General features: G+C 64.7%; 25 protein-coding genes and 1 tRNA gene. 18 read left to right on the top strand and 8 right to left on the bottom strand.

Translation table 11 applies throughout. The annotated features are described in order from the left end of the window. The first annotated feature begins 267 nt into the window (after window positions 1-267). The 3 genes from J3E64_RS17660 to J3E64_RS17650 all read left to right on the top strand — a co-directional run bounded on the left by J3E64_RS17660 (window position 268) and on the right by J3E64_RS17650 (window position 3,640). Entirely contained in the window at window positions 268-750 is a 483-nt protein-coding gene (locus J3E64_RS17660) for a (2Fe-2S)-binding protein (protein ID WP_253344359.1), read from the top strand. Window positions 751-953: 203 nt separating this feature from the next. Further along, on the top strand, window positions 954-1,409 hold the full coding sequence (locus J3E64_RS17655; protein ID WP_253344358.1) for an Isoquinoline 1-oxidoreductase subunit: 456 nt from the start codon (window positions 954-956) through the stop codon (window positions 1,407-1,409). Next, window positions 1,397-3,640, top strand: a complete 2,244-nt coding sequence (locus J3E64_RS17650) for a xanthine dehydrogenase family protein molybdopterin-binding subunit (RefSeq protein ID WP_253344357.1) — start codon at window positions 1,397-1,399, stop codon at window positions 3,638-3,640. Before J3E64_RS17655 ends, J3E64_RS17650 begins: the two co-directional genes overlap by 13 nt. 484 nt (window positions 3,641-4,124) lie before the next feature. Here J3E64_RS17650 and J3E64_RS17645 read toward each other — a convergent pair. After that, window positions 4,125-4,199: transfer RNA gene (locus J3E64_RS17645), tRNA-Gly, on the bottom strand. 254 nt (window positions 4,200-4,453) lie between these two features. Here J3E64_RS17645 and paoA point away from each other — a divergent pair. From paoA to J3E64_RS17625, 4 genes are all read left to right on the top strand, one after another. Then, on the top strand, window positions 4,454-5,089 hold the full coding sequence (paoA, locus tag J3E64_RS17640; protein WP_253344356.1) for an aldehyde dehydrogenase iron-sulfur subunit PaoA: 636 nt from the start codon (window positions 4,454-4,456) through the stop codon (window positions 5,087-5,089). After that, window positions 5,086-6,042 carry a xanthine dehydrogenase family protein subunit M gene (locus J3E64_RS17635; protein ID WP_253344355.1) on the top strand — a complete coding sequence of 319 codons (957 nt, stop codon included), beginning with the start codon at window positions 5,086-5,088 and terminating at the stop codon, window positions 6,040-6,042. Before paoA ends, J3E64_RS17635 begins: the two co-directional genes overlap by 4 nt. Continuing rightward, the gene (gene paoC / locus J3E64_RS17630; RefSeq protein WP_253344354.1) at window positions 6,039-8,243 is read left to right on the top strand and encodes an aldehyde oxidoreductase molybdenum-binding subunit PaoC; all 2,205 of its coding nucleotides are present in this window, start codon (window positions 6,039-6,041) and stop codon (window positions 8,241-8,243) included. The genes J3E64_RS17635 and paoC overlap by 4 nt, the downstream gene beginning before the upstream one ends. A 72-nt stretch (window positions 8,244-8,315) precedes the next feature. Beyond that, complete coding sequence (locus tag J3E64_RS17625) at window positions 8,316-11,894, top strand: hydantoinase B/oxoprolinase family protein (protein WP_253344353.1); 3,579 nt, start codon at window positions 8,316-8,318, stop codon at window positions 11,892-11,894. Here the strand turns inward: J3E64_RS17625 and J3E64_RS17620 are convergent. Then, complete coding sequence (locus J3E64_RS17620; protein WP_253344352.1) at window positions 11,891-12,649, bottom strand: class II aldolase/adducin family protein; 759 nt, start codon at window positions 12,647-12,649, stop codon at window positions 11,891-11,893. The genes J3E64_RS17625 and J3E64_RS17620 overlap by 4 nt on opposite strands. Window positions 12,650-12,875: 226 nt before the next feature. Here J3E64_RS17620 and rpsU point away from each other — a divergent pair, with 226 nt between their 5' ends. Together rpsU and J3E64_RS17610 are read left to right on the top strand one after the other, a co-directional pair. Continuing rightward, window positions 12,876-13,082, top strand: a complete 207-nt coding sequence (gene rpsU, locus J3E64_RS17615; RefSeq protein ID WP_021226581.1) for a 30S ribosomal protein S21 — start codon at window positions 12,876-12,878, stop codon at window positions 13,080-13,082. Between the two features lie 74 nt (window positions 13,083-13,156). Continuing rightward, complete coding sequence (locus J3E64_RS17610) at window positions 13,157-13,708, top strand: FKBP-type peptidyl-prolyl cis-trans isomerase (RefSeq protein WP_253344351.1); 552 nt, start codon at window positions 13,157-13,159, stop codon at window positions 13,706-13,708. 50 nt (window positions 13,709-13,758) lie between these two features. Here the strand turns inward: J3E64_RS17610 and J3E64_RS17605 are convergent, their stop codons facing one another. Genes J3E64_RS17605 through pyrE form a run of 6 tightly spaced genes read right to left on the bottom strand, consistent with a single transcriptional unit; the run spans window position 13,759 to window position 17,846 of the window. Further along, the gene (locus J3E64_RS17605) at window positions 13,759-14,082 is read right to left on the bottom strand and encodes a hypothetical protein (RefSeq protein ID WP_253344350.1); all 324 of its coding nucleotides are present in this window, start codon (window positions 14,080-14,082) and stop codon (window positions 13,759-13,761) included. Beyond that, the gene (locus J3E64_RS17600) at window positions 14,079-15,188 is read right to left on the bottom strand and encodes an AI-2E family transporter (protein ID WP_253344349.1); all 1,110 of its coding nucleotides are present in this window, start codon (window positions 15,186-15,188) and stop codon (window positions 14,079-14,081) included. The genes J3E64_RS17605 and J3E64_RS17600 overlap by 4 nt, the downstream gene beginning before the upstream one ends. 19 nt (window positions 15,189-15,207) lie before the next feature. Beyond that, window positions 15,208-16,080, bottom strand: coding sequence for a signal peptidase I (gene lepB / locus J3E64_RS17595; protein ID WP_253344348.1), 873 nt, complete (start codon window positions 16,078-16,080; stop codon window positions 15,208-15,210). A 29-nt stretch (window positions 16,081-16,109) separates the two neighbouring features. Then, window positions 16,110-16,511: a holo-ACP synthase gene (gene acpS / locus J3E64_RS17590; RefSeq protein WP_253344347.1), complete on the bottom strand. Its 402-nt coding sequence runs from the start codon at window positions 16,509-16,511 to the stop codon at window positions 16,110-16,112. A 10-nt stretch (window positions 16,512-16,521) separates the two neighbouring features. Further along, window positions 16,522-17,259, bottom strand: coding sequence for a pyridoxine 5'-phosphate synthase (locus tag J3E64_RS17585; protein WP_253344346.1), 738 nt, complete (start codon window positions 17,257-17,259; stop codon window positions 16,522-16,524). 5 nt (window positions 17,260-17,264) lie between these two features. After that, window positions 17,265-17,846, bottom strand: coding sequence for an orotate phosphoribosyltransferase (gene pyrE, locus J3E64_RS17580; RefSeq protein WP_253344345.1), 582 nt, complete (start codon window positions 17,844-17,846; stop codon window positions 17,265-17,267). 295 nt (window positions 17,847-18,141) lie between these two features. Here pyrE and coxB point away from each other — a divergent pair, with 295 nt between their 5' ends. The 9 genes from coxB to thrC all read left to right on the top strand — a co-directional run bounded on the left by coxB (window position 18,142) and on the right by thrC (window position 26,000). After that, a complete protein-coding gene (gene coxB, locus J3E64_RS17575; protein WP_253344344.1) occupies window positions 18,142-19,167 on the top strand; it encodes a cytochrome c oxidase subunit II in 1,026 nt (341 codons plus the stop codon). 19 nt (window positions 19,168-19,186) lie between these two features. Continuing rightward, the gene (gene ctaD / locus J3E64_RS17570; protein ID WP_253344343.1) at window positions 19,187-20,878 is read left to right on the top strand and encodes a cytochrome c oxidase subunit I; all 1,692 of its coding nucleotides are present in this window, start codon (window positions 19,187-19,189) and stop codon (window positions 20,876-20,878) included. An 86-nt stretch (window positions 20,879-20,964) separates the two neighbouring features. Next, window positions 20,965-21,873 carry a heme o synthase gene (locus J3E64_RS17565; RefSeq protein WP_253344342.1) on the top strand — a complete coding sequence of 303 codons (909 nt, stop codon included), beginning with the start codon at window positions 20,965-20,967 and terminating at the stop codon, window positions 21,871-21,873. Next, window positions 21,870-22,007, top strand: a complete 138-nt coding sequence (locus tag J3E64_RS17560) for a hypothetical protein (protein WP_253344341.1) — start codon at window positions 21,870-21,872, stop codon at window positions 22,005-22,007. Before J3E64_RS17565 ends, J3E64_RS17560 begins: the two co-directional genes overlap by 4 nt. Further along, window positions 22,007-22,582 (top strand): cytochrome c oxidase assembly protein, encoded by a 576-nt coding sequence (locus J3E64_RS17555; protein WP_253344340.1) that lies wholly within the window; start codon window positions 22,007-22,009, stop codon window positions 22,580-22,582. The genes J3E64_RS17560 and J3E64_RS17555 overlap by 1 nt, the downstream gene beginning before the upstream one ends. A 34-nt stretch (window positions 22,583-22,616) precedes the next feature. Continuing rightward, window positions 22,617-23,444 (top strand): cytochrome c oxidase subunit 3, encoded by an 828-nt coding sequence (locus J3E64_RS17550; RefSeq protein WP_253344339.1) that lies wholly within the window; start codon window positions 22,617-22,619, stop codon window positions 23,442-23,444. A gap of 87 nt (window positions 23,445-23,531) precedes the next feature. Further along, the gene (locus tag J3E64_RS17545) at window positions 23,532-23,927 is read left to right on the top strand and encodes a DUF983 domain-containing protein (RefSeq protein ID WP_253344338.1); all 396 of its coding nucleotides are present in this window, start codon (window positions 23,532-23,534) and stop codon (window positions 23,925-23,927) included. After that, window positions 23,924-24,556 carry an SURF1 family protein gene (locus tag J3E64_RS17540; RefSeq protein ID WP_253344337.1) on the top strand — a complete coding sequence of 211 codons (633 nt, stop codon included), beginning with the start codon at window positions 23,924-23,926 and terminating at the stop codon, window positions 24,554-24,556. Before J3E64_RS17545 ends, J3E64_RS17540 begins: the two co-directional genes overlap by 4 nt. 43 nt (window positions 24,557-24,599) lie before the next feature. Next, complete coding sequence (gene thrC, locus J3E64_RS17535) at window positions 24,600-26,000, top strand: threonine synthase (RefSeq protein ID WP_253344336.1); 1,401 nt, start codon at window positions 24,600-24,602, stop codon at window positions 25,998-26,000. Window positions 26,001-26,008 lie beyond the last annotated feature (8 nt).

Raw genomic sequence — 26,008 nt, 5'->3', positions numbered from 1 at the left:
AGTTCCTGCAGTTGCGGCGTGCAATGCCGAACGGCTTTGGGCGCTAAAGATTATCTAAACAATTGACGAAAAATGAAAAACAGAATCTAGAATCGGTCCCAGGTGCTCCCCAGCCAGTCTAGTGGACAAGCTCTTAGTTCGCGGCCCTCCCGCCGGCGCTGTATGATTGGGCAAGATATTCGGAATTTCCGACATGGTGCTGGCGCGCTCGCCGCCTAGCTTCGAGTGGAAATCGGGAAGCTCATCACCGCCAAGGCATCAGAGACCATGCAATTCGAACTGACCGTCAACGGCGAACGACGCCGCGTCGACGAAGATCCGCAGACGCCGCTCCTGTGGGTGCTGCGCGACAGTCTGCACCTGACAGGGTCGAAATACGGCTGCGGCAAGGCGCAGTGCGGCGCATGTACCGTCCACCTGGAAGGGCGTCCCGTCCGGTCCTGCTCGGTTCCCGTCGCTTCGGTCGGGTCAAGGCGGATCGAGACGATCGAGGCCGCGACGGGTTCTCCCGCCGGTCCCGAGGCCCGTGCGCTTACGCGTGCCTGGGTCGATGGAAATGTGCCGCAGTGCGGGTTCTGCCAGTCGGGCCAAATCATGAGCGCGATTGCGCTGCTCCGCGAACGACCGAACCCTTCCGATCAGGACATCGATCGCGCGATGAGCGGCAACATCTGCAGGTGCGCCACCTATTCGCGCATCAGGGCCGGCATTCACACAGCAGCGGCCAGTCTCCGGAGCGGCGCAGCATGACGCGCCGACGACGGCCCGGATGCGGCACTCTGGCATTGATAGCTCTTGCGCTAGCAGTCGTTTCCGCGGCCGTTGCCCTGCGTCCAGCCAGTCTTCCCGAAGCCACGACTTTACCCGCTACGGAAACACCGCAGCCGGCGCTTGCGCTGAGGTCAGTTGCCGACTTTGCTTCGATCGCCGACCCCTCCGAACGCTCCATTGCGATGTTCATCGAGGCGGGTCGCGTCATTCAGCATCCCCGCTGCCTCAACTGCCACCCGCGCAGCGATCATCCCACACAGACCGATGCCATGCGCCCCCACTTGCCGGCGGTCGTTCGCGGTGATGACGGCAGCGGCGATCCGCTGTTGCAGTGCTCAACCTGCCACAACGCCAGCAACTTCGAAGGCTCGGGCACTCCCGGCAATCCGAAATGGGCGCTCGCACCGGCTGAAATGGCCTGGCAGGGCCGTTCGCTGGGCGAAATCTGTCGCCAACTGCTCGACCCCGCGAGATCCCACATGACCCGCGCTGAGCTGCTTGAGCACATGGTGCGCGACGACCTCGTCGGCTGGGCTTGGCACCCTGGCGGAACCCGCACGCCCGCCCCCGGTACGCAACAACAGTTCGGCGACCTCATCGAAGCGTGGCTGGAGACAGGTGCGCAATGTCCAGCATGACCGAGGATACAGTGATGAAGCAGGACGATGACGGCGAGACTGTTGCGGATGACAAGCGGGCCTCTGGTCTGACGCGCCGCAGGCTACTCATCGGCGGAGCGCTCGCGGGAGGTGCACTGCTTGTCGGCTACGTCGCCACCCACCCCATGGAAACAGCCGGCGCGCTGCTTTCTGCCGGGGGGCGGGACTTCGAGCCCGGCCCATTCGGTCCGTATATCCGCATCGAATCTGACGGCAGGGTGGGCATCGTCAATCCACAGCAGGAGATGGGACAGGGCATTCACGCGGGGCTCGCTGCGATCGTCGCCGAAGAACTCGACGCCGATTGGGACAAGGTCGAGATATTGCCCGCACCGGTCGATTTCTCCGCGTACGGCCCGCAGCTGACCGGAGGGTCGCAAGGCATCGCCACGCACTGGGACAAGCTGCGGCGAACGGGCGCGGCTGCACGCACGATGTTCGTCGCTGCGGCAGCATCCCGCTGGGGAGTCGGGCAAGGCGAAATCTCCGTCAGCAACGGCGTCGTGTCCCATCCCTCATCGGCGCGAAGGGCAACCTTCGGAGACTTGCTGGCGGACGCGGCGCGGCAGACACCTCCGCAGGAGCCGACCCTGAAGCGTCCGGAGCAATTCACCTTGATCGGAACCCCCCGCGTGCAGCGCAAGGACAGCCTGCCCAAGAGCACGGGTGCGCAAACATATACCCAGGACGTCCAACTGCCCGACATGCTGGTGGCGGTCGTCGCGCACAGTCCTCGCTTCGGCGGCAAGCTGGCCCGGTTCGACGACCGCGATGCTCGGAGGGTTACAGGGGTGGTCGATGTCTTTGCGATCGAAACGGGTGTCGCGGTCCTCGCACGAAACACCGCTGCTGCTCTCAAGGGCCGGGATGCCCTGCGCGTCGAATGGGAAAAAGCAGAAGCCGAGCATCGATCCTCGGCCGAAATCTCCACGTGGTACGCCGAACTCGCCGCCGGTGAGGCACAAGGCGAAGTCGAACCGCTCGTCTTCGAAAGTCGTGGCAATGCCGAAGCTCCGCAGCACCGGGGGGCTTTCGAAACGACCATCGATTTTCCCTACCTGGCCCACGCACCGATGGAGACACTCGACTGCGTGGCCCAGGTTGACGGTACGCGTGTCACGATGTGGTCCGGCGCGCATCACGCGACGGCTGACCGGGTGCTGGCAGCTTTCAACGCGAGAACGCTCCCCGGGCGCGTCGACCTCAATGTCCTTATGGCAGGCGGCTCATTCGGACGGCGCGGCGCACTCTCGAGCGATTATCTGGTCGAATGCATGCGCATTGCTCGCCGTGTCGAAAGCAGGCCCGTCAAGCTGTTCTGGACGCGAGAGGACGAAATGGCGGCGGGATACTACCGGCCCCTTGCACATCACCGGGTCGCAGTGGCTCTTGACGACGACGGTTTTCCGGCCGACTGGCGACATCACATCGTCTCGCAGTCGCTGCTTCCGGTAGGCGGCAATGCGGAAGCATGCGAAGGGGTTGCAGGCTCACCCTATTTTACCACCGCATCGACAGTCGATTGCCGCGTAACCAGTCCCGACCTCGGCATACCCGTCACGTTCTGGCGATCGGTCGGCCATTCGCACACCGCTATGACCATGGAACACGTCGTCGATCAGCTTGCGGCGCGGGCGGGCCGCGATCCCGCTGACTATCGCCGCGAACTTTACCGCAGGGCCGGGGCGGATCGGAGATTGGGAGTCCTCGAAGAAGCATGCGCAAAGTCTGGATGGGGAACCCCTCTGGAGGACGGATGGGCCCGGGGTCTTGCCGTGCATGAATGTTTTGGCTCCTTCGTGGCTCAGGTTGCAGAGGTCAGACTAACTGAGGGACGCCCGATCGTGAGGCGAGTGGTTGCCGCGGTCGATTGCGGTATCGCGATTTCTCCTGATCAGATCGCAGCGCAGGTAGAGGGCGGGATCGGGTTTGGCCTCTCCGCCGCGCTGTACGGCTGCATTACGATCAATGATGGTCAGGTCCAGCAATCGAACTTCGATGATTACCCCGTTGTCCGCATGAACGAGATGCCCGCTATCGAGACCCATATCTTGCCGTCCGCGGAATTGCCGACAGGTATGGGCGAACCCGGGGTGGCACCGATAGCACCTGCGGTTGCAAATGCGATGTTCGCCCTGTCGGGACGACCAGTGCGGAGCCTTCCGCTTCTACGGGGCACTACTGCAAATCTTTTGCCCGCAATAGACTAGGCGCCAATCCCTCGGCTGGGGCTATGACAGCTTCTTCAGCGAACGGCTCAAAGAGCCGAATTTCCGCTTTCGGCCCAGTTGCTGCCCCGAGCCCGCGTCTGAACAAGCGGCAGCTCTTGGGGAACCAACTTGAACCGCTGAACGGCAGCCAATCAGGCGTTCTTCCCCACAGATTGAGAGGGGGCTCAAATCGTGTGCTGTCACTCAGTCGCACCGGCACTAACGCACGCGCTGTTTGCACTTCACCGACGACTGTCCCCAGCCGGCAGAGCCATTGTCTTCAAACGACGGGTTGCTTGCACGGGCGAAAAAGCGATTGGGCACCGCAAGGGACCGGGCGCAACCTTCGCCAGACAACGCCAGAAGTGGCCCATCCTTGATTATTTTCTGGAGACATTATGGAGACAACAGGCATTGCCGAGAGTGCTGTCTCCAACAAAAAAGCGGCATAAAGCCGCTAATTCGTGGATTTCCCTAGGAAAACTGGAGCGGGCGAAGGGATTCGAACCCTCGACCCCAACCTTGGCAAGGTTGTGCTCTACCCCTGAGCTACGCCCGCTCTGGCGGCCGGAGGAAATGTCCCTCTCGGCGGGTGAGGCGGGCAACTAGCAGTGGAAACCGGGATGGGCAAGAGCGGAATCGCACAAAAATGATATTCCTCCGATGAGAGAAGCTGTGGGCGCTTCCGGCAGGGTTGACGCGGATGCATCCGGCGGCAGAGCGTGTCGGCGAACGGGATGCGCTCATGTATATTTGCGGCTGCGCAGGATCGAATTGGACCGCGCTTCGTAACTGTCCCATCAGGAGGAACATATGTCCGCAAACGAGGTCACGCGTCGTGGCATATTGGGCAGCGCAGCGGCCGTCGCGGCGGCGTCGCCGCTGGTGGGGCGCGCGGTTGCGGCCGAAAATGGCAGCAGGAGCGAGAAAGGCAGCGCGATGATCCCGATCGAACTCACAGTCAACGGACGGGAGGTCCATTTCCAGCTCGATCCGCGCACGACGCTGCTGGATGCGCTGCGCGAGCATCTGCGGCTGACCGGCACGAAGAAAGGCTGCGACCACGGCCAGTGCGGTGCCTGTACCGTGATGCTGAACGGGCGGCGCATCAACAGTTGCCTCACGCTGGCGGTCATGCATGACGGCGACAGCGTGACCACGATCGAGGGACTGGGATCGCCCGAGGCGCTGCATCCGATGCAGCGGGCCTTCATCACCCACGACGGTTATCAATGCGGCTATTGCACGCCGGGGCAGATCTGTTCCGCCGTGTCGGTGCTGGAGGAGATCAGGGCGGGCATCCCCAGCCATGCCACGGAAGATCTGGACAGGATCGTGCCGAGCGAGGCGGAATACAGGGAACGGATGAGCGGCAATATCTGCCGCTGCGCCGCCTATCCCAACATCATCGCCGCGATGCGCGACGTCGCCGGGGAGACGCAGGCGTGAAAAGCTTTACCTACGAGCGCGCTGCCAGCGTAGAGGCGGCGGCAAAGGCGGCGGCTTCGGTGCAGGGCGCGCGATTCATCGCCGGTGGCACCAACCTGATCGACCTGATGAAATTGCAGATCGAAACGCCGACGCATCTGGTCGATGTCAACCATCTCGGGCTCGACCGGATCGAAAGGACGACGGAGGGCGGGCTGCGGATCGGCGCGCTCGTGCGCAACACCGACCTAGCGGCGGACAAGACGGTGCGCCGCGACTATGCGGTGCTCAGTCGCGCGCTGGTGGCCGGAGCGTCGGGCCAGCTGCGCAACAAGGCCACGACCGGCGGCAACCTGCTGCAACGGACGCGCTGCCCCTATTTCTACGACACGCGCATGCCCTGCAACAAGCGCAAGCCCGGCACAGGTTGCGGCGCGATGGAGGGGATGAGCCGCAGCCTGGCCATATTGGGCGTGAGCGACGCCTGCATCGCGCAGCATCCCAGCGACATGGCGGTCGCCATGCGGTTGCTGGATGCCCAGGTCGACACGATGGACGCGGACGGCGTCGCACGGTCTATCCCGATCGCCGATTTTTACCTGCTTCCGGGCGACACGCCGAATCGGGAAACGGTGCTGAAACAGGGGGAACTGATCACGTCCGTTACCCTGCCCAAGCCGGTGGGCGGCACCCATGTCTATCGCAAGGTTCGCGATCGCGCCTCCTATGCGTTCGCGCTGGTGTCGGTCGGCGCGATCTTCGGCGAGGACGGGACGGCGCGCTTCGCGTTCGGTGGCATCGGCGCCCGGCCATGGCGCACGCAAGCGGCTGACGCAGCCGCGCCGCATGGCGCCAGGGCGGTCACCGACGCGGTGCTGGCCGACGCCCGCACGACCCCGCACAATGATTTCAAGAAGCCGCTGGTGGAGCGGATATTGGCCTCGCTCTACCGGCAACAGGAGGAACGGGCATGAAGTTCGATACGCCCGCGAAGGCGAATCCGATAGACAAGGGCCGAGTCGTCGGCATTCCCCACGACAGGATCGATGGCGCGGCCAAGGTGACCGGCACGGCGCCCTATGCCTATGAGCGCCACGATGCCGCGCCGAATGCGGCCTATGGCTGGATTGTCGGATCGGCCATCGCCAAAGGGCGGATCGCAGCGATGGACCTTCGCGCCGCCGAAGCGGCGCCGGGCGTGCTGGGCATCGTCACTCACGCCAATGCCGGAAAGCTGACCAAGGGAAACATGAACACCGCGCATCTTCTCGGCGGCCCGCAGATAGAACATTTCGAGCAGGCGGTGGCGCTTGTGGTGGCCGACACTCTGGAAAATGCGCGTGCGGCAGCGGCTCTGGTGCATATCGATTATACGCCCGAGAGCGGGAAATTCGACCTTGCGGCCGAAGCGATCAGGGGCGTCGTCCCACCCGACAGCTTCGGTACGCCCGCCGATACCAGCGCGGGAGATTTCGACGGGGCGTTTTCGCGGGCGGCCGTGAAACTGGAGCAGCGCTACACCACCCCCGATCACAGCCACGCCATGATGGAACCGCACGCGTCCATCGCCGCGTGGAACGGCGACAAGCTGACGCTATGGACGTCCAACCAGATGATCGCCTGGACCGTGGGTGACGTCGCCAGGACCCTGGGCATTCCCAAGGCGAACGTAAGGCTGATATCGCCTTATATCGGCGGCGGTTTCGGCGCCAAGCTGTTCCTGCGCGCGGATGCGTTGCTGGCGGCGCTCGGCGCGCGGCAGGTCGGGCGGCCGGTGAAAGTGGCGCTTGCGCGCCCACAAATCCCCAACAACACGACGCATCGACCGGCGACAATCCAGCGCATCCGCATCGGTGCCGACCGCGACGGCGTGATCGACGCGATCGCGCATGAGGTCTGGTCGGGCGATCTGCCCGGCGGCAGCGCAGAAACGGCCGCTGCGCAGACGCGACTATTATATCGCGGTGCCAACCGGATGACGGCGCACCGGTTGACGACGCTGAACCTGCCGGAAGGCAATGCGATGCGGGCACCCGGTGAGGCGGTAGGGCTGCTGGCGCTGGAAGTGGCCATGGACGAACTTGCCGAAATGTGCGGCGTCGATCCCGTCGAACTGCGGATCCGCAACGATGTTCAATTTGATCCGGAGGCTGGCCCGCAGCGTCCGTTTTCCAGCCGCAAGCTGGTCGAATGCTTGCGCGCGGGCGCGGATCGCTTCGGATGGAACAGGCGCATTCCGAAGCCGGGGCAGGTGCGTGACGGCCGCTGGCTGGTGGGCATGGGGATGGCGTCGGCCTTCCGCAACAATCTGGCCGGCAAGTCGGGCGCGCGCATCGGCATCGACGCGCAGGGCCGGGTCGTCGTCGAAACCGACATGACCGACATCGGCACGGGCAGCTACACGATCATCGCGCAGACGGCGGCTGAAATGCTGGGGGTTCCATTGGAACAGGTCACCGTGCGCCTGGGCGACAGCCGTTTTCCGGTTTCCGCCGGATCGGGCGGACAGTGGGGCGCCAACAGTTCGACCGCCGGTGTCTATGCCGCCGCGATGGCGCTGCGCGCGAAGCTGGCGGAAGCGGCCGGTTATCCGGTTGATGCGGCCGGGTTCGAGGACGGCCTGATCCGCAATGGCAACGAGTCCCGCAAGCTGGCCGCGCTGGCGGGGGACACGGGCCTGTGGGCCGAAGATAGCATGGAATATGGCGACCTCGACAAACGTTATGCGCAGGCAACGTTCGGCGCTCATTTCTGCGAGGTCGGCGTCGACACGGATACCGCCGAAGTCCGCATCCGCCGCATGGGCGGAGCCTTTGCCGCCGGGCGTATCCTGAACCCCAAATCCGCGCGCAGCCAGGTGATCGGCGCAATGACCATGGGGGCGGGCGCCGCATTGATGGAGGCGCTGGATGTCGACACCCGTTTCGGCTTCTTCGTCAATCATGACATGGCCGAATATCTGGTGCCGGTTCATGCCGACATTCCGCAGCAGGACGTGCTGTTCATCGACGAACTGGACGACAAGAGTTCGCCGATGAAGGCGAAGGGCGTGGGAGAACTGGGAATTTGCGGGGCTGGCGCCGCCGTCGCCAACGCCATCTACAATGCCGCGGGCCTGCGCGTGCGCGACTATCCGATCACCATCGACAAGCTGCTGCGGGCGCAAATGGCCTGATGCGATGACCGGGGCGAAGGGCTGGACACAGCCCCTTGCCATCGGCCCGGACGGCCGTCATCACCCGGGGCGATGAACTGGCAATTCTGGATCGACCGGGGCGGCACCTTCACCGACGTGGTGGCGCGCGACCCCGAAGGGCGGTTGCATACCGCCAAATTGCTGTCGAGCGATCCGGAACGCTATGCTGACGCCGCGGTGGAGGCGGTTTGGCGGTTGACGGGCGCGGGCGACGGGCCGATCCCGCCCTGTTCGCTGCGTATCGGCACCACCATTGCCACCAATGCATTGCTGGAACGAAAGGGGCAACCGGTCCTGCTGCTGGTGACGCGGGGATTTCGCGACGCGGTACGGATCGGCACGCAGGAGCGGCCCGACCTGTTCGCCCGCGCCATCCGCCTGCCCGAACCGCTCCATGCCGCCGTGGCCGAGGTGGACGAGCGTATCATGGCGAACGGCACGGTGCGCCAAGCGCTGGATGAGGAGAGTGCGCGGATGGCGCTGCGCAAGGCGCGCGGCGAAGGGCTGGCCGCTGTCGCCATCGCGCTGATGCACGGCTATCGATATCCGGCCCATGAACGGCGTCTGGCGGATATCGCGGCGCAGGAAGGCTTTACCCAGATCAGCACCAGCCACGATGTCGCCCCTTTGATCAAGCTGATCGGGCGGGCCGACACGACGTTGGCCGACGCCTACCTGTCGCCTGTGCTGCGCACCTATGTCGACGGGTTGCGTGCCGCGCTGGGCGAAGGCGCCGACATGCTATTCATGCAATCGAGCGGCGGGCTGGCGGACGGCGCGCTGTTCCGGGGCAAGGATGCCGTGCTGTCGGGACCGGCGGGCGGGATCGTGGGTCTTGCCTGCACGGCCGCCCAGGCCGGCTTTGCCGAAGCGATCGGGTTCGACATGGGCGGCACGTCGACGGACGTATCCCACTATGCCGGTGCCTATGAGCGGGACAATGAAACGCGGGTGGCAGGTGTGCGGCTGCGCGCGCCGATGATGCGCATTCACACCATCGCGGCCGGCGGCGGCTCCATCTGCTCGTTCGAGGACGGCCGCTTCCGCGTCGGTCCCGAAAGCGCGGGCGCGGTGCCCGGCCCGGCCTGCTACCGGCGCGGCGGCCCCCTGACCGTTACGGATTGCAACGTCATGCTGGGCAAGATCCAGCCGGATTTCTTTCCCGCCCTGTTCGGGCCCGGGGGCGACCAGCCGCTCGACCGCGCGGCGGTAAAGGCACGCTTTGCCGACATATGCGCGCAGGTGGAACGGGAGACCGGGCGCGCGATGACAGCGGAGCAGGCGGCGCAGGGCTTCCTCGACGTGGCGGTCGCCAGCATGGCCAATGCGATCAAGCGCATTTCGGTCGCGCGGGGGCATGACGTGACCCGCTACACGCTGGCGAGTTTCGGTGGGGCGGGCGGCCAGCATGCCTGCCTGGTGGCAGACGCGCTCGGCATGGACCGGGTGATGATCCATCCGCTGGGCGGGGTGTTGTCCGCCTATGGCATGGGGTTGGCCGACCGGCGCGCGGTGCGGGAGCGGACGCTGGCGCTGCCCCTGGACGCGGCGGGCGAAGGGGCGCTGGACGCGGCGCTGAAAGATATGGCGGACGCTGCGCGGTCGGATCTGCCGCAGGCGGACCGGATCGAGGTGCTGCTGCGGCTGCGCCATGAAGGAACCGACAGCCTGTTCGACGTGCCGCTGGCCGGGATGGAGGCGATGCGCACGGACTTCATGCGGCAGCATCGCGCGCGCTTCGGCTTCGCGGGCAAGGGACGCATTCTGATCGACATGGCGCGCGTCGAGGCGGTGGCTGCGACAGGGGAGGCGATGGACGGGATCGTCACCATTGCGGAACAGGCCGCGCCGCCGCTGGCGCAGGTAACTTGCGGCGGAAGGAGCGCGCCGGTTCATGATCGTGCGGGGCTGGCCGCGGACAGCATGATCGACGGTCCCGCGCTCATCATCGACCCTGTATCGACCACTATAGTGGAGCCGGGCTGGCGGGCGCGGATCGACGCGACCGGCAATCTGGTCCTGACGCGCCGCCTGCCCCGGCCCGCGCCGAAAAGCGGTGACGCGCGCGCGGCCGATCCGGTGCGGCTGGAGGTGATGGGCGGGCTGTTCATGGCGATCGCGGAGGAAATGGGCGCCGCGCTCCAGCATAGCGCCTCTTCCGTCAACATCCGCGAGCGACTCGATTTTTCCTGCGCGCTGTTCGATGCGGCAGGGAATCTGGTCGCTAACGCCCCCCATATGCCCGTGCATCTGGGTAGCATGGGGGACAGCATCCGCGCGGTGATGCGCCAGCGGGGGCGCGGCGCGGACGGCGCGGCGGTCGACGGGCGCGGCATGGTGCCGGGCGACGCCTATGCGCTTAACGCGCCCTATGACGGAGGCACGCATCTGCCCGACGTCACGGTTGTCATGCCGGTGTTCGCCGGCCAGGGCGATGGCCCGGCCTTCTACGTCGCGGCACGCGGCCATCACGCCGACATCGGCGGCATGTCGCCCGGTTCGATGCCCCCCGGCAGCACAAGCGTCGAACAGGAAGGGATCATCCTCGACAATATGCTGGTGGTTGACCGGGGAGATTTTCGCGAGGACGCGATCCGCGCGCTGCTCGGTTCCGGCCCCTATCCGGCACGCAATATCGACCAGAACATTGCCGACCTGTCTGCCCAGATCGCCGCCTGCGCGAAGGGCGCGGCCGAACTGTGCCGTATTTCGGATGCCTACGGCGTCGACACTGTCTCCGCCTATATGGGATATGTGCAGGATCAGGCGGAGGCGGCGGTTCGCCGCCTGATCGGCAACCTGTCCGATGGCGCCTTCTCCTATGCGATGGACAATGGCGCGACCGTCAATGTGGCAGTATCCATCGATCGCGCCAATCATAGCGCCACCGTCGATTTTACCGGATCTTCGGACCAGCTGCCGGGCAATTTCAATGCGCCCCTGTCGGTCGTGCGCGCGGCGGTGCTCTACGTCGTGCGGACCCTGGTGGACGAGGCGGTACCGATGAATGACGGCTGCCTCAAGCCCGTGCGCATCATCGTGCCCGAAGGGTCCATGCTGCGGCCGCGCCATCCCGCCGCCGTGGTCGCTGGCAATGTCGAAACGAGTCAGGTTGTGACCGATGCCCTATTCGGTGCGCTGGGCGTCATGGCTGGGGCGCAGGGAACCATGAACAACTTCACCTTCGGCAACGAGCGTCACCAATATTATGAGACGATCGCCGGCGGGTCGGGCGCAGGCCCCGATTTCGACGGCGCCGACGTCGTGCAGACGCACATGACCAACAGCCGCCTCACCGACCCCGAAATACTGGAAAGTCGCTTCCCCGTGCTGCTGGAGGAATTCGCGATTCGCGCCGGATCGGGTGGCGCGGGGCGTCATCGTGGCGGTAACGGCGCGGTACGCCGACTTCGCTTCCTGGAGCCGATGACGGCCGGGATATTGTCGAACCGCCGTATCGTTCCGCCCTTCGGCCTCGACGGCGGTACGCCGGGCGATGTCGGACGCAACCGTGTGGAGCGCGCGGACGGGGGGATCGAGTTGCTCGGGCCGACCGCCGCGGTCGATCTGGCGGCGGGCGACGCCTTCGTCATCGAAACGCCGGGCGGCGGCGGATACGGCGCGGCCTAACGCTGCCAGCTCGAATCGATCCTGTCGATCACGCGCACCATGGACTGGAAATCCGGCACGCCCGGGCCGACCGGCAACTGGACGCTCGACAGGTCGCGTTGATGAACGGCGATCACGTCCGGCGGGATGTCGACCGGTGTGCCCGCCGCGCCCGCCGCCACCTGCACCTCGCAGGCGCGCTGCAGCGACCAGTGTTTGAGGAAGGCCTCGGGCAATGTCGGCGCCATCACCAGAGTACCGTGGTTGCGCAACATCATCACCCTCCTGTCGCCCAGATGTGCGACCAGCCGTTCGCCCTCTTCTGGACGGATCGTGACGCCTTCGAAGTCATGATAGGCGATCTGCCCGATGAAAGCCGCGGCGTAGAAGCTGATCGGGCGTAGCCCTTCCGCCACGGCGCTGACCGCCATGCCCGCGGTCGTATGGGTGTGGATGATGCAGTGGGCGTCGGGCACATGCCTGTGGAAGATGCTGTGCTGGATAAAGCCGGCGCGATTGACGGGGTGGGGGCTGCCGTCCAGCACCCGGCCATCCATGTCGATCTTGACGAGGTTGGATGCCGTCACCTCGCGATAGCCAAGGCCAAAGGGGTTGATCAGGAACGCGCCTTCTTCCCCGGGCACGCGAAGAGTGATGTGATTGTAGATCAGTTCCGACCAGCCCATATGGTCGAATATACGGTAACAGGCAGCGAGCTGCTGCCGGGCTTCCCATTCGGCACCGGACATGCCGGGCCGAGAGGCTGCTGTGGCCATGGCGATCCTCTCCTTGGCTATTATGGCGATGGACTATCGGCGCTCCCCCCGCTTTTGTCGAGACGGTGGGCTTTTGGGTTGAATTTGCGCGACTCTGCTGGTAGGGCGCGCCCAACACGGCGTAGGGCGACCTGCGACGACTCATGTGTTTTGCTATTCATCTGGCCTGTCGGGATGGCGTTGAAATTCCGGCGACCGGATGTTTCGATTGGAGATTGACGGACTTATGCAAATCATCGTTCGCGACAATAATGTCGACCAGGCTCTTCGCGCGCTCAAGAAGAAGCTGCAGCGCGAGGGCGTGTATCGCGAGATGAAGCTGCGCCGTCATTACGAAAAGCCCTCGGAAAAGCGCGCCCGTGAAAAGGCCGCTGCGGTTCGCCGCGCGCGCAAGATGGAGCGCAAGCGCGCCGAGCGCGACGGCGTCCGTTAAGGACGCCCGCGCGGCGCTGAGCAGCGTCGCGCTTTTGCCGACTCTTCTGCCACGCAAATTGCGAGCCTGTATCCATGTCCACGACGGCCGTCCCCCTTCGTCCCATCGCCAAGGGATCGCTGACGCGGCTCTGGATCGGCGTCGCTATCGTCGCGCTGGCCGCCGGCGGTCTGGCCTGGGCGGGGCAGCAGGGTATCGCCCTGTCGCCGACCGCTTTTCTGGCTCAGAATGAAGGCGCAGATGGCGTGATCACCACCGAATCCGGTTTGCAGTACAAGGTGCTGGAAGAAGGCACCGGCCCCAGCCCGACGACGTCCGACGTGGCGCTCGTCGGCTATAAGGGCACGTTGCTGGACGGCACCGTATTCGACGAAAATGCGCAGGCGCCCATGCCGATCGATGGCGTGGTCCCGGGTTTTTCTGAGGGTCTGCAAAAGATGAAGAAGGGCGGCAAGTATCGCCTGTGGATCCCGCCGCAGCTTGGCTATGGCGATCAGGCCGCCGGCCCGATCCCCGCCGGTTCGGTGCTGGTGTTCGACGTCACGCTGCATGATTTCAAGTCGCGCGACGAGATCATGAAAATGCAGCAGATGATGCAGCAAGGCGCCACGCCGCCGGCAAACTGACCGGTTGTCTTCCGACAGGACAGAGAAGGGGCCGTTTCGCGGCCCCTTTTTCAATGTGCGGGTTTGGCGGCCGTATCGCTTTCAAGGTCGAGCGCGGATATCCGGCCTACCTTCTGCTCACCCGAAAACAGGCGGTCCATCCGTGCCCGGATGTCGCGCCGATGTTCGGGGGACGCTACCGACCGGGGCGACGACACTTCGATATCGTCGGCGATCGCATCCTTGATGCGCTCGATCGCCGCTTGTTCCAATATTCCGGCAGCCTGTAGCTCGCGGCACAGTTGCAAAAGGCCGACCGCCGTCGCCTGGGCTCGCAACCCGACATTGGTCAGGTCAAAATGCAGCTTTTTCTGCTCGTCGAGTGGCTTGATCATGCCCTGTCTCCCATCGCCGGTCCATTCTTCCCGGTTCCGTCGTAAAGGGGGCTTTGCGACCGTCGCCGCTCTTCCAATGCCTTCGAGCGTTCCTCGAGATAGACCTTGATCATGGCAACGATCGGGTCCGCAAGGAAGAGGCCCAATATGCCGAACAATGCGCCAAACAATATCTGCGCCGCAAGGACGAGCGCCGGCGCCAGGTCGACTGCGCGCTTGGCTACCATCGGCACGACCAGATAGCCGTCGACGATCTGCACGGCGAGATATACGACAAGTGCGTAAAGCCCGGTATCGGAGCCGCCCGAAAAGCCCACCAGGATGATCAGCACGCCCGAAACGATCGCTCCGATGTTCGGCAGGAACGCGAGGAGGCCGGTCAATATGCCAAGCAGCCCCGCCATGGGGACGCCGCCCGCCCAGAGCAGCAGCCACGTGCCTACGCCCTCCACCGCCATGCCGATCAATCGCCCAAACATCAGCCGGCGCAGCGTCCACCCCATCCGGTCGGCAATGGCATAGAAATGGCCGCGCTTGTCCATCGGCAGCATCCATGCGACGCCGCGTTCGTACAGTTTGGGTTCCATCGCGACGAAGATGCCGAGGACCAGCATCATCACCATGCTGGTAATCGCGCCGACTGCGGTGCCGACGGCGGCGGTTACGCGGCCCATGCTGCTCATCGCCTGGCTGGCCAGGCTCTTGAGATCTTCCGGGGTGGTCGTGATGCCCAGCTGTTGCATCCATCCGCCGATCCGGTTGACCTGTGCTTCCACGATGGTGCGCATCGCCTGCGCCTGCTGCGCCAGGCTGGAGCCGGTGAGGTAGAAGGTCCAGGCCAGGAAGCAGACCGCGCCAATCAGGACCAGCGCCAGCCGCCAGCCGCGTCCGATGGGAACGATGCGGCCCAGCAGGCGCGCGCCCCCGTCCATCATCGTCGCCAGCACCATCGCGCCGACGACCAGCATGATCGGTTGGGCAAGCAGCGCGACCAGGGCGACCGCGACGGCAAGCGCGACCCAAACGCCTGCGCGCTTGAGTTCATTCTGGACCAGGGGGCTGCGCAGCTCGCTGGGACCGGGTTCCTCGATATATGTCTTGTTCAAACCCTGTTCCCCCGGCGTCCTATGGCGCGGGATCAACAACGCTCCTGGGGCGCAGGCTGTTCCCGGCGCGCCCGCTCCGGAAGGCGTGGAACCATGTCAGCGGGTTCCAGGTCGAATCGCCGTCGAGCGAAAAGGTGATGAACTCGGCCCGTCCGCCGATCGCTTCCCACGGGACCGGCCCGCCGAGGCCGTTTTCCTCCAGCGGGGCGCGGCTGTCAGCGCTGTTGTCGCGATTGTCGCCCATCAGGAAGACGTGGCCCTGCGGGATACGCACCGGCCCATACCAATCCAGCGCGCTCGGCCCCATGTCGATGACAACATAGGTCTTGCCATTGGGCAGGATTTCCTGACGCACCGGCAGTTCGCAATAATCCTGGCCGTCGGCGCCGGTGACGCGTGCGCCGGGAAACTGGTTCGGCGGACAGGGCGCATTGCCGTCGACCGGAATGCGCATCGGCTTCATGGCCTTCTGCGGCACCGCAACGCCGTTCAGGATGATTTGTCCCCCGCGCACTTCCAGCACGTCGCCCGGCAGGCCGATCACCCGCTTGATGTAGTCTTCGCGCCGGTTCTGAGGCGATACGATGACGATGTCGCCACGCTGGGGCAGGCGGCCGAAGACGCGTCCCTTCAGGAAAGGCAGGGGATGGAAGCTTGGCGAGACATAGGACCAGCCATAGGGAAATTTGCTCACGACCAGGCGATCGCCGGTCAGCAGTACGGGCATCATCGATTCGGACGGAATATAGAAGGGTTTGGCGACGAAGCTGTGGAACGCCAGCACTGCCAGGATCAGCAGGGTGATGCTGCGCACTTCGTGCAACCAGTTAACAGAGGACTTGGCCGCCTCCTGCTGTGCGGGGCTGTCCTCGGTCGTGTCGATGGCCGGCATGGCATCCGTTTCCTGGTCTGGGTTCGGCGTCACAGCGGCAGCGCCTCGATGATGACGAAGGCCTGCGCCCATGGATGATCGTCGGTGAGCGTCAGATGAACGATCGGCCGGTGTCCGGCCGGGACCAATGATTCCAGTCGCGTGCGCGCGCCGCCGGTCAGGCAGAGCGTCGGCGCGCCCGAGGCGCCGTTGACGACGCCGATGTCCTTCATGAACACGCCCGCCTTGAACCCTGTTCCGACCGCCTTGGAAAAGGCTTCCTTCGCGGCGAAGCGCTTGGCGAGCGTGCCGGCACGGGTGAAGGGACGGCGGTTCGCCTTGGCCTGTTCGACATCCGTAAAGACGCGCTGCATGAATCGGTCGCCGAAGCGGTCGAGCGAATTCTGTATGCGCTCGATATTGCAGAGGTCGGAGCCAAGGCCGATGATCACGCGCCGCCTCTCACCGCGCCAGATCCATCTGGCGCCGCATTTCGCGGATGCTGCCCTCCAGTCCCCCGAAAATCGCCTCGCCGATCAGGAAATGGCCGATATTGAGCTCCGCGATCTGAGGAATGGCGGCGACCGGAGCGACATTGTCGAACGTGAGGCCATGGCCCGCATGGGGTTCGATGCCGTTCTTTGCCGCCAGCGCCGCGGCGTCGGCGATGCGGCGCAGTTCGGCCGCGCGGGTGCCGCCGTCCAGATGGGCGTAGGCGCCCGTGTGAAATTCGACCACCGGCGCGCCGAGCTGGATCGCCGCCTCGATCTGCGCCGCGTCCGCTTCGATGAACAGGCTGACGCGCACGCCCGCCTCGCCCAGTGCGCCCACGATGGGCCGAAGCGTGTCGATCTGTCCGGCGGCGTCCAGGCCGCCCTCGGTCGTGCGTTCCTCGCGCTTTTCCGGGACGATGCAGGCCGCGTGCGGCCTGTGGCGCAGGGCGATGCCCAGCATTTCCTGCGTCGCCGCCATCTCCAGGTTGAGCGGTACGTCGAGCGCGGCCATCAGCATGGCGATGTCTTCGTCGCGGATATGGCGCCGGTCCTCGCGCAGATGCGCGGTGATGCCGTCCGCGCCCGCCTTCGCCGCCAACAGCGCCGCCTTCACCGGATCGGGATGGGCACCGCCCCGTGCATTGCGAATCGTCGCCACATGGTCGATGTTGACGCCGAGACGCAGGGGCGAGGAGCCGGACGCCATAGGGCCTATTGCTTCCTGCTGCCCGGCTTTACCGCCGGAATGCCCGCCAGTTCGGGCGGCAGCGCATCGGCGTCATAGACCGGAAAGTTTATGGACACGAGCGGGTAGAAAGGCACGCCCAGATCGACTTCGCCGGCCGAACGGTCGACCAGGGCGGTTTCCCCCACGACCACGCCGCCTTCGGCCTCTACCGCCTCGATCGCCTGGCGCGAAGACAGGCCGGTGGTCACCACATCCTCGACCATCAGCACTTTCTGTCCCGGCGCGATGGCGAAGCCGCGACGCAGTTCGAACGTGCCTTCGGGCCGTTCCAGGAATACGGCATCCTTGTCCAGCGCGCGCCCCACCTCATGGCCGATGATAATGCCGCCCATGGCCGGCGATACCACCAGATCAATCTCCTGCCGCACCTCGCGGGGCAGTTGCTGTACCATCGCGCGCGCAAGGCGTCCGGCGCGTTCCGCGTTCATCAGAACCCTGGCGCATTGCAGATAGTTTGCGCTCCGTCGCCCCGATGACAGGATGAAATGTCCTTCGAGCAGCGCGCCCGCCGCCCGGAATTCCGCCAATACTTCTTCGTCCGTCATGCCGTCCACTGGTCCTGTCGCGCGCCCGTGCGGGCGCACCTGTCATAAAGCCGGCCAGCCTCGAGCAATGCCGGAGCCGCGCCCCCGTGCGCGGAAGTTGCGAGATAGGCGGGTGAACGGGGCGTTGCAACCGCGAAGAAAATCTGCTCCTGCTGGACCGGGGCAGGTCAAAACCATGCTTGAGGCATTGAAAAAGCCTGCCTATAAGCCGCCGCAGAAACGACCGGGCGAGGACCATCATGCTTATGTGTTTTCGCTGCAGCGGCGCCAAGGGGTAACGGGGTAAGAAGACGCTATGATGAAGGTGAAATCGCTCGTTCTAGCCGGATTGCTGGCCTTTGCGCCGGCCATGGCTTTGAGCAGTCCGGCGCTGGCGCAGGACAATGCTGCGGCTGCTGCCGCTCCTGCCCTTGCTACGCCGGTCGATGCCGATCCGCGTTCCTCCGATCCGGGCGCTCCGGCTGATTCGGCCGATGCCAACGTCGCCAACGCATCCGCCGCGCCCGCCGTCGCGCCGCCGCGGATGAAGCCGACTCCGGGTATCGGCATGCCCATGCCCGGCGAAATCACCTTGCAGAAGCAGTTTACCGATACCGGCGAAACCGCGCGCTGGCTGCACGACAAGATGCTGCTGCCGCTCATCACCATCATCAGCCTCTTCGTGCTGCTGCTGATGATCTACGTGATGATTCGCTATCGCCGTTCGGCCAACCCTGTTCCGTCGAAAACCGCGCACAACACGTTCATCGAAGTGATCTGGACCGTCGTCCCGGTTCTGATCCTGCTGGCGATCGCTGTGCCGTCGATCGGCCTGCTCGCCGACCAGTACAAGCCGGCGCCCAAGGATGCGCTGACCGTGAAGGTCACCGGCTATCAGTGGTATTGGGGCTATGAATATCCTGACAACGGCATTCCGGAATATGTTTCCAACATGCTGCCCAGGGACAAGGCGGAAGCCAATGGCGAGCCTTATCTGCTGGCGCCCGACAACCGCCTGGTGCTGCCCGTCGGCCGCCCGATCAAGTTGATCATCACCGGTGCCGACGTGATCCACAGCTTCGCCGTGCCCTCGCTCTGGGTCAAGATGGATGCCGTGCCGGGGCGGTTGAACGAAAAGAGCTTCACCATCAAGGCGCCGGGCGTTTACTACGGCCAGTGTTCGGAACTGTGCGGCGCGCGGCACGGCTTCATGCCGATCGCGATCGAGGCGCTGCCGGCCGAGCAGTTCGACCAGTGGCTGTTGTCGCAGGGCGGCAAGGTCGGCGGTGCCGCCGAGGCCAAGACGGCGGCGGCTCCGGTCGCCGGCTCGGAAAAGATTTGATTCAGGGGGCAGGAACGCCATGACCACCATCACCGCAGATCATCACGGAGCCTCCGATCATGGAGCCCATGATCATCATGACGCCGATCACAAGCCGGCTTTCTTCCAGCGCTGGTTCATGTCCACCAACCACAAGGACATCGGCACGCTCTATCTGATCTTCGCGATCATTGCCGGCATCATCGGCGGTGCGATCTCGGGTCTGATGCGCGCCGAGCTCGCCGAGCCCGGGATTCAGTATCTTCAGGCATGGGCGCAGATGAGCGACGGCCCGTCCGCGACCATCGATCAGGCCTATCATCTCTGGAACGTGCTGATCACCGCGCACGGCCTCATCATGGTATTTTTCATGGTGATGCCCGCGATCATCGGCGGCTTCGGCAACTGGTTCGTGCCCATCATGATCGGCGCGCCGGACATGGCCTTCCCGCGCATGAACAATATCAGCTTCTGGCTGCTTATCCCGGCCTTCGCCCTGCTGCTCGGTTCGACGTTCGTCCCCGGCGGCACCGGCAACGGCGCCGGCACGGGCTGGACCGTCTATGCGCCGCTGTCGACCAGCGGTTCGGCCGGCCCGGCGGTCGACATGGCGATCCTGTCGCTGCACATTGCGGGCGCGGGATCGATCCTGGGTGCGATCAACTTCATCACCACCATCCTGAACATGCGCGCGCCGGGCATGACCCTGCACAAAATGCCGCTGTTCGTCTGGTCGGTGCTGGTCACTGCCTTCCTGCTGCTGCTGGCGCTGCCGGTTCTGGCGGCGGCGATCACGATGCTGCTGACCGACCGCAATTTCGGCACCACCTTCTATGATGCCGCGGGCGGTGGCGATCCGGAGCTGTACCAGCATCTCTTCTGGTTCTTCGGTCACCCCGAAGTCTACATCATGATCCTGCCGGGCTTCGGCATCATCAGCCAAATCGTGTCGACCTTCAGCCGCAAGCCGGTGTTCGGCTATCTCGGCATGGCCTATGCGATGGTCGCCATCGGCGTGGTCGGCTTCGTCGTGTGGGCGCACCACATGTTCACCACCGGCATGTCCGTGAACGTGAAGATGTACTTCACCGCCGCCACCATGGTCATCGCGGTGCCGACCGGCATCAAGATCTTCTCGTGGATCGCGACCATCTGGGGCGGATCGATCAGCTTCAAGACTCCGATGGTCTGGGCGCTGGGCTTCATCTTCCTCTTCACCGTGGGTGGCGTCACTGGCGTCGTGCTCGCCAATGGCGGCGTCGACGACGTGCTGCACGACACCTATTATGTCGTCGCGCACTTCCACTATGTGCTCTCGCTCGGCGCGGTGTTCTCGCTCTTCGCGGGCTTCTATTACTGGTTCCCCAAAATGTCGGGCCGGATGTACAGCGAGTTTCTGGGCCAGCTTCACTTCTGGGTGTTCTTCGTCGGCGTGAACATGCTGTTCTTCCCGATGCACTTCCTGGGCCTGTCGGGCATGCCGCGCCGCTACCCCGACTATCCGGAGGCGTTCGCCTACTGGAACAAGGTTGCGACCCATGGCTACGAAATCATGGCCGTCGGCGTCCTGATCTTCCTGGTCAACGTCTTCTGGTCGCTGCTGGCTGGCAAGAAGGCTGAGGGCAATCCCTGGGGCGAAGGCGCCACGACGCTGGAATGGACGCTGACCAGCCCGCCGCCCTTCCACCAGTTCGAAACCCTGCCGGTGATCGAGGATGCGGCGCATCACTGATCCGGCCTGATTGAACACGGTCGGGGGCGGGCTTGCTTGCCCGCCCCCGGTCATTATGAGCCGGCCCGCCGGGCCCGGAATGGACCATGACGACTGCAACGCTGACATCCGCACCCGTAACGGCCCACTGGCGTGACTTCCTGGCGCTCACCAAGCCGCGCGTGATGACGCTTGTCGTCTATACCGGCCTGGCAGGGTTGCTCGCCGCGCCGGGACGCATCCACCCGGTGCTGGCCTTTACCGCCATCCTGTGCATCGCGCTGGGCGCCGGCGCCGCCGCAGCGCTCAACCAGTGGTACGAGGCCGATGTCGACGCGAAGATGAAGCGCACCGCGTCGCGCCCGTTACCTGCCGGCCGCATGGACCGGCAGTCCGCGCTGCATTTCGGCGTCGGCCTGTCCTTTTTCTCGGTCATCCTGATGGGCATGGCGACCAACTGGCTTGCTGCCGCGGTGCTGGCCGTCTCGATCCTGTTCTACGTCATCGTCTATACGATCTGGCTCAAGCCCCGGACGGCGCAGAATATCGTCATCGGCGGCGCTGCCGGGGCCTTTCCGCCGGTTATCGGCTGGGCCGCGGTGACCGGCGACATCGGCGCGCTGCCGGTCGCGCTGTTCATGCTCACCTTCTTCTGGACGCCGCCGCATTTCTGGTCGCTGGCGCTGTTCGTGAGGACGGACTATGCGGCCGCCGGCATTCCCATGCTGCCCGTCGTTTCGGGCGAGGTCGCCACCCGTCGCCAGATCTGGCTCTATACGGCGATCATGGCGATCGCGGCGATGGCGCCGGTCCTGCTGCGCCTGACCGGCCTGATATACGGCACGGCAGCCTTTGTCGGGACTGCCATTTTCGCGGTGCTTGCGTTTGAGGTTTATCGTCGACGGGAAACCGATCCCGCGCGCATGACGCCGGAAAGGCGGTTATTCAAATATTCGATCCTTTATCTCTTCCTGCTGTTCGGGGCAGTGGTCGCAGACCGCTGGCTGCTCGCATGACGCCGGAGGAGCAGGATCAGGTGCGTGCCCGACAGAAGTCGCGGGCGGTCGTGACGGGGCTGTTGCTCGGTTTTCTCGTCATCCTCTTCTTTGCCATCACGCTGGCGAAGATCGGCGCGAGTCACAATATCTGATGGCGACCCTTCCCCCATCCCCCTTCGACCGGGACCGGCGCAACCGCCGGACCATGGTGACCATGTCGATCGTCGGCCTGGCCATGCTGGGCGTCGGCTTTGCTTCGGTTCCGCTCTATCGCATTTTCTGCCAGACGACCGGGTTCAACGGCACGACGCAGAGGGCCGCAGCCGGCGTCCAGGTGAAGGAGGCGAGCGGCCATCTCCTTTCGATCCGCTTCGATTCCAACGTCCAGCCCGGCATGCCCTGGCAGTTCCATCCGGAAACGCCGACGCAGACGGTGACCGTCGGCGCCAAGAGCATGGCGATATTCATTGCCAAGAACATGTCCGACCGCCCGGTGACGGGCAGTGCGGCGTTCAACGTCTCGCCCAGCCAGGCCGGGGCCTATTTCACCAAGATCCAGTGCTTCTGCTTCACCCAGCAGACGCTCCAGCCGGGGCAGGAAGTGCGGATGCCGGTGCTTTATTATGTCGATCCGAAGATTCTCGACGATCCGGACAACAAGGACACGCAGGAAATCACGCTGAGCTACACTTTCTATCCTGTTGAGCAGGATCGGAAGGCAAGCTAAGCAACTGACGATAACGAACAGGGAAGAGCAGGTCATGGCAGGCGCCAAAACTCACGATTATCATATCCTCCCGCCCAGCATCTGGCCGTTGTTCGGCGCGATGTCGGCATTGGTGATGGCGTCCGGCGCCATCATGTGGCTGCATCCCGACGCGATGGGCCCGGGCGGCGGCTGGGTGTTCCTGATCGGCCTGGCCGGCGTGCTGTTCACCATGTTCAGCTGGTGGGGCAACGTCGTGAACGAAGCGCATGCCGGGGACCATACGCCGGTGGTGCAGTTGCATCTGCGCTACGGCATGATCCTGTTCATTGCGTCCGAAGTCATGTTCTTCGTCGGCTGGTTCTGGGCCTTTTTCGACTTTTCCCTGTTCCCCAGCGCACTGCCGCCCATCGAGGGCCTGTTCCCGTCGGAAGGCGTGCATGTGATGAACGCGTTCGAGCTGCCCCTGCTCAATACGCTGATCCTGCTCTGCTCGGGGACCACCGTCACCTGGGCGCACCATGCGCTGATCCACGGCGATCGCGACGGCCTGATCAAGGGCCTGTGGTGCACCATCATCCTGGGTGCGCTCTTCTCGTGCATCCAAGCCTATGAATATGCCCATGCGCCGTTCGCTTTTGGTGGCAACCCCTACAGTTCGGGTTTCTACATGGCCACCGGTTTCCATGGCTTCCACGTTCTGGTCGGCACTATCTTCCTGATCGTGAACCTCGTCCGCGCCTACAAGGGCCATTTCACCCCCCGTCAACATTTCGGTTTCGAAGCGGCGGCATGGTACTGGCACTTCGTCGACGTGGTGTGGCTGTTCCTCTTCGTCGCCATCTATGTATGGGGCGGCTGGGGCGCGCCGGTCCACGGCTAAGGGCAAAGCCCGTTCCTAACTTCAAGGCGGCCGGGCATATCGTCCCGGCCGTTTTCTTTTGGTCCGCACGCCGCTATGCCCATACTTATGACCGTGCCCTCCCGATCCGACCCCGCGCCACTGTTCGTCGCTTCGGCGCGCGGTGCCTGTCCGCAATGCGGGTCGCCGAGTCTTTTCGATGGCGTGGTCCGCTTTGCCCCGGCCTGCCGCCTGTGCGGACTGGACTACGACCAGTTCAATGTCGGCGACGGTCCGGCCGCGTTCCTGACGCTAATCATCGGCGCGCTGATGGTGGCGCTTGCGCTGGCGCTCGAATTCGGTGTGCATCCCCCAGTCTGGGTCCATATCCTGCTCTGGCCGATATTGACCACGGTTGCGGTCGTCTACAGCCTGCGCGTCGCCAAGGGGGCATTGCTGATCCTGGAATATCGCAATCGCGCACGCGAAGGGCGCCTGGCCGATAAAGGGAATATGCAACCATGAAGGCGCGCGTCCCGCTGCTCCCGACATCGCTGGTCGCCGCCGCCGTGATCGTGATGATCGGGCTGGGCGTCTGGCAACTCCAGCGACGGGAGGAGAAGAACGCCATGCTCGTGCTGGCCGCGCGCAATCCGTCACAATCGGCAGCGGCGTTTCCTCTGATGCCGCCGGTGGCGCCCGAATTGCTGTTCCGGCCCTCTTCGGTTCATTGCCTGCGCGTCATCGGCTGGCAGGTGGAGGCCGGCCGTGCTGCGGACGGTTCGATGGGCTATCGTCATATCGCACAGTGCGCCACCGGGGCCGAGGGACCGGGTGCGCTGGTCGCGGTCGGCGTCAGTCAGCGTCCGGATGCGACGCCGGGATGGAGCGGCGGCCAGATATCGGGCTGGATTTCGGAAGAACCCGATCATCGCGCCATCCTCTCCCGGCTGACCGGCAAGGCGATACCGCTTCGCCCCATGCTGATTGCGCGCGCGGCGCCGGCGGGGCTCAAGCCGCTTGCGCCGCCCAGCGTGGCGGACGTGCCCAACAATCATCTCGCCTATGCGGTCCAATGGTTCTTCTTCGCCGGCGTGGCGGTGCTGATCTACATCCTTGCCCTGCGTCGCAGGGATGGTGCGAAATCGGCGTAAAAGCTTGCCCGAAGGCGCGCGGACCGCTACCGGGCCTTCCATTATGCACTATGTGAGCACCAGGGGGAGCGCGCCGTCGCTCGGGTTCGAGGATGTGACGCTGGCGGGGCTGGCGTCCGACGGTGGGCTGTATCTGCCCGAAAGCTGGCCCGCCTTTTCGGCCGAGGATATTCGCGCTCTGGCCGGCCTGTCCTATGTCGAAACGGCCGTGCGGGTGATGACGCCCTTCGTCGCCGGATCGCTCACGCAGGAAGAACTGCGCGACCTGTGCACTGCCGCCTATGCCCGTTTCAGCCATCAGGCGGTGACGCCGCTGGTTCAGCTCGATCATCAGCACTGGATGCTGGAACTGTTCCATGGCCCGACGCTTGCCTTCAAGGACGTGGCGCTCCAGTTGCTCGGCCAGCTTTTCGAACGATTCCTGTCCCGCCGTGATGACCATCTGACTATCGTCGGCGCGACATCCGGGGATACCGGGTCGGCGGCAATCGATGCCGTGGCCGGGCGCGAGAAGATCGACATCTTCATGCTCCATCCCGAAGGCCGGGTGTCTGACGTGCAGCGGCGCCAGATGACGACCGTCCTGGCACCCAATGTCCATAACATCGCCATCGAAGGCAGCTTCGACGATGCGCAGGCGCTGGTGAAGGCGATGTTCAACAACGCGGACTTCAAGAGCCGCTTCAACCTGTCGGCCGTCAACAGCATCAACTGGGCACGGCTGATGGCGCAGGTGGTCTATTATTTCTACGCCGCCGTCCGGCTTGGCGCCCCGGAGCGCGCCATCGCCTTTTCGGTCCCAACCGGCAATTTCGGCGACGTGTTCGCAGGCTATGTAGCGGCCAAGATGGGCCTGCCGGTCGCCAGGCTGATCGTGGCGACCAATGTCAACGACATCCTCCATCGTGCCCTGGCTGACGGGGATTATAGCCAGGGGCAGGTGGTGGCCACGGCGACGCCCAGCATGGACATCCAGGTCAGTTCCAACTTCGAACGGCTGCTGTTCGATGCCGGTGGCCGCGACGGCAAGGCGCTGGCGGAGCAGATGCGCGGGTTCGAATCCAGCCGAGCGATGCGGCTGACCAATGCACAGCGGGACGGGGCGGCCCATCTCTTCGCGTCGGCACGCATCGATTCCGACGGCATGACCATGGCCATGCGCTGGGCCTATGACGCGGCGGGGCAGGTGATCGATCCGCATAGCGCCATTGGCCTGGCCGCCGCGCGCGAGGCGGGCGTGGATGCGTCCACGCCGGTCGTCACGCTCGCCACCGCCCATGCCGCCAAGTTCCGCGACGCAGTGGAGCGCGCGACCGGCACCCGCCCGCCGCTGCCGCCGCGCGTGGGCGATCTGTTCGCGCGCGAGGAAAGCTACGCGAAGCTGCCCGGCACGTTCGGAGCCGTGACAGCCTATATCGCCGAGCGCGCGACGCCGCGCGCCTGACGAGGCTG

This window comes from Sphingobium sp. OAS761 (assembly GCF_024168485.1).
Lineage (GTDB): Bacteria > Pseudomonadota > Alphaproteobacteria > Sphingomonadales > Sphingomonadaceae > Sphingobium.
Note: the sequence above shows the minus strand (reverse complement) of the source record. Positions and strands in the feature narration are given on the sequence as shown.

Bases quoted from the DNA above. Each gene is read 5' to 3' on its own strand.
- J3E64_RS17660 (WP_253344359.1), top strand. From the start codon at position 268: ATGCAATTCGAACTGACCGTCAACGGCGAACGACGCCGCGTCGACGAA.
- J3E64_RS17655 (WP_253344358.1), top strand. From the start codon at position 954: ATGTTCATCGAGGCGGGTCGCGTCATTCAGCATCCCCGCTGCCTCAAC.
- J3E64_RS17650 (WP_253344357.1), top strand. From the start codon at position 1,397: ATGTCCAGCATGACCGAGGATACAGTGATGAAGCAGGACGATGACGGC.
- paoA (WP_253344356.1), top strand. From the start codon at position 4,454: ATGTCCGCAAACGAGGTCACGCGTCGTGGCATATTGGGCAGCGCAGCG.
- paoC (WP_253344354.1), top strand. From the start codon at position 6,039: ATGAAGTTCGATACGCCCGCGAAGGCGAATCCGATAGACAAGGGCCGA.
- J3E64_RS17625 (WP_253344353.1), top strand. From the start codon at position 8,316: ATGAACTGGCAATTCTGGATCGACCGGGGCGGCACCTTCACCGACGTG.
- J3E64_RS17620 (WP_253344352.1), bottom strand. From the start codon at position 12,649: ATGGCCACAGCAGCCTCTCGGCCCGGCATGTCCGGTGCCGAATGGGAA.
- rpsU (WP_021226581.1), top strand. From the start codon at position 12,876: ATGCAAATCATCGTTCGCGACAATAATGTCGACCAGGCTCTTCGCGCG.
- J3E64_RS17610 (WP_253344351.1), top strand. From the start codon at position 13,157: ATGTCCACGACGGCCGTCCCCCTTCGTCCCATCGCCAAGGGATCGCTG.
- J3E64_RS17605 (WP_253344350.1), bottom strand. From the start codon at position 14,082: ATGATCAAGCCACTCGACGAGCAGAAAAAGCTGCATTTTGACCTGACC.
- lepB (WP_253344348.1), bottom strand. From the start codon at position 16,080: ATGCCGGCCATCGACACGACCGAGGACAGCCCCGCACAGCAGGAGGCG.
- J3E64_RS17585 (WP_253344346.1), bottom strand. From the start codon at position 17,259: ATGGCGTCCGGCTCCTCGCCCCTGCGTCTCGGCGTCAACATCGACCAT.
- pyrE (WP_253344345.1), bottom strand. From the start codon at position 17,846: ATGACGGACGAAGAAGTATTGGCGGAATTCCGGGCGGCGGGCGCGCTG.
- coxB (WP_253344344.1), top strand. From the start codon at position 18,142: ATGATGAAGGTGAAATCGCTCGTTCTAGCCGGATTGCTGGCCTTTGCG.
- ctaD (WP_253344343.1), top strand. From the start codon at position 19,187: ATGACCACCATCACCGCAGATCATCACGGAGCCTCCGATCATGGAGCC.
- J3E64_RS17565 (WP_253344342.1), top strand. From the start codon at position 20,965: ATGACGACTGCAACGCTGACATCCGCACCCGTAACGGCCCACTGGCGT.
- J3E64_RS17560 (WP_253344341.1), top strand. From the start codon at position 21,870: ATGACGCCGGAGGAGCAGGATCAGGTGCGTGCCCGACAGAAGTCGCGG.
- J3E64_RS17555 (WP_253344340.1), top strand. From the start codon at position 22,007: ATGGCGACCCTTCCCCCATCCCCCTTCGACCGGGACCGGCGCAACCGC.
- J3E64_RS17550 (WP_253344339.1), top strand. From the start codon at position 22,617: ATGGCAGGCGCCAAAACTCACGATTATCATATCCTCCCGCCCAGCATC.
- J3E64_RS17545 (WP_253344338.1), top strand. From the start codon at position 23,532: ATGACCGTGCCCTCCCGATCCGACCCCGCGCCACTGTTCGTCGCTTCG.
- J3E64_RS17540 (WP_253344337.1), top strand. From the start codon at position 23,924: ATGAAGGCGCGCGTCCCGCTGCTCCCGACATCGCTGGTCGCCGCCGCC.
- thrC (WP_253344336.1), top strand. From the start codon at position 24,600: ATGCACTATGTGAGCACCAGGGGGAGCGCGCCGTCGCTCGGGTTCGAG.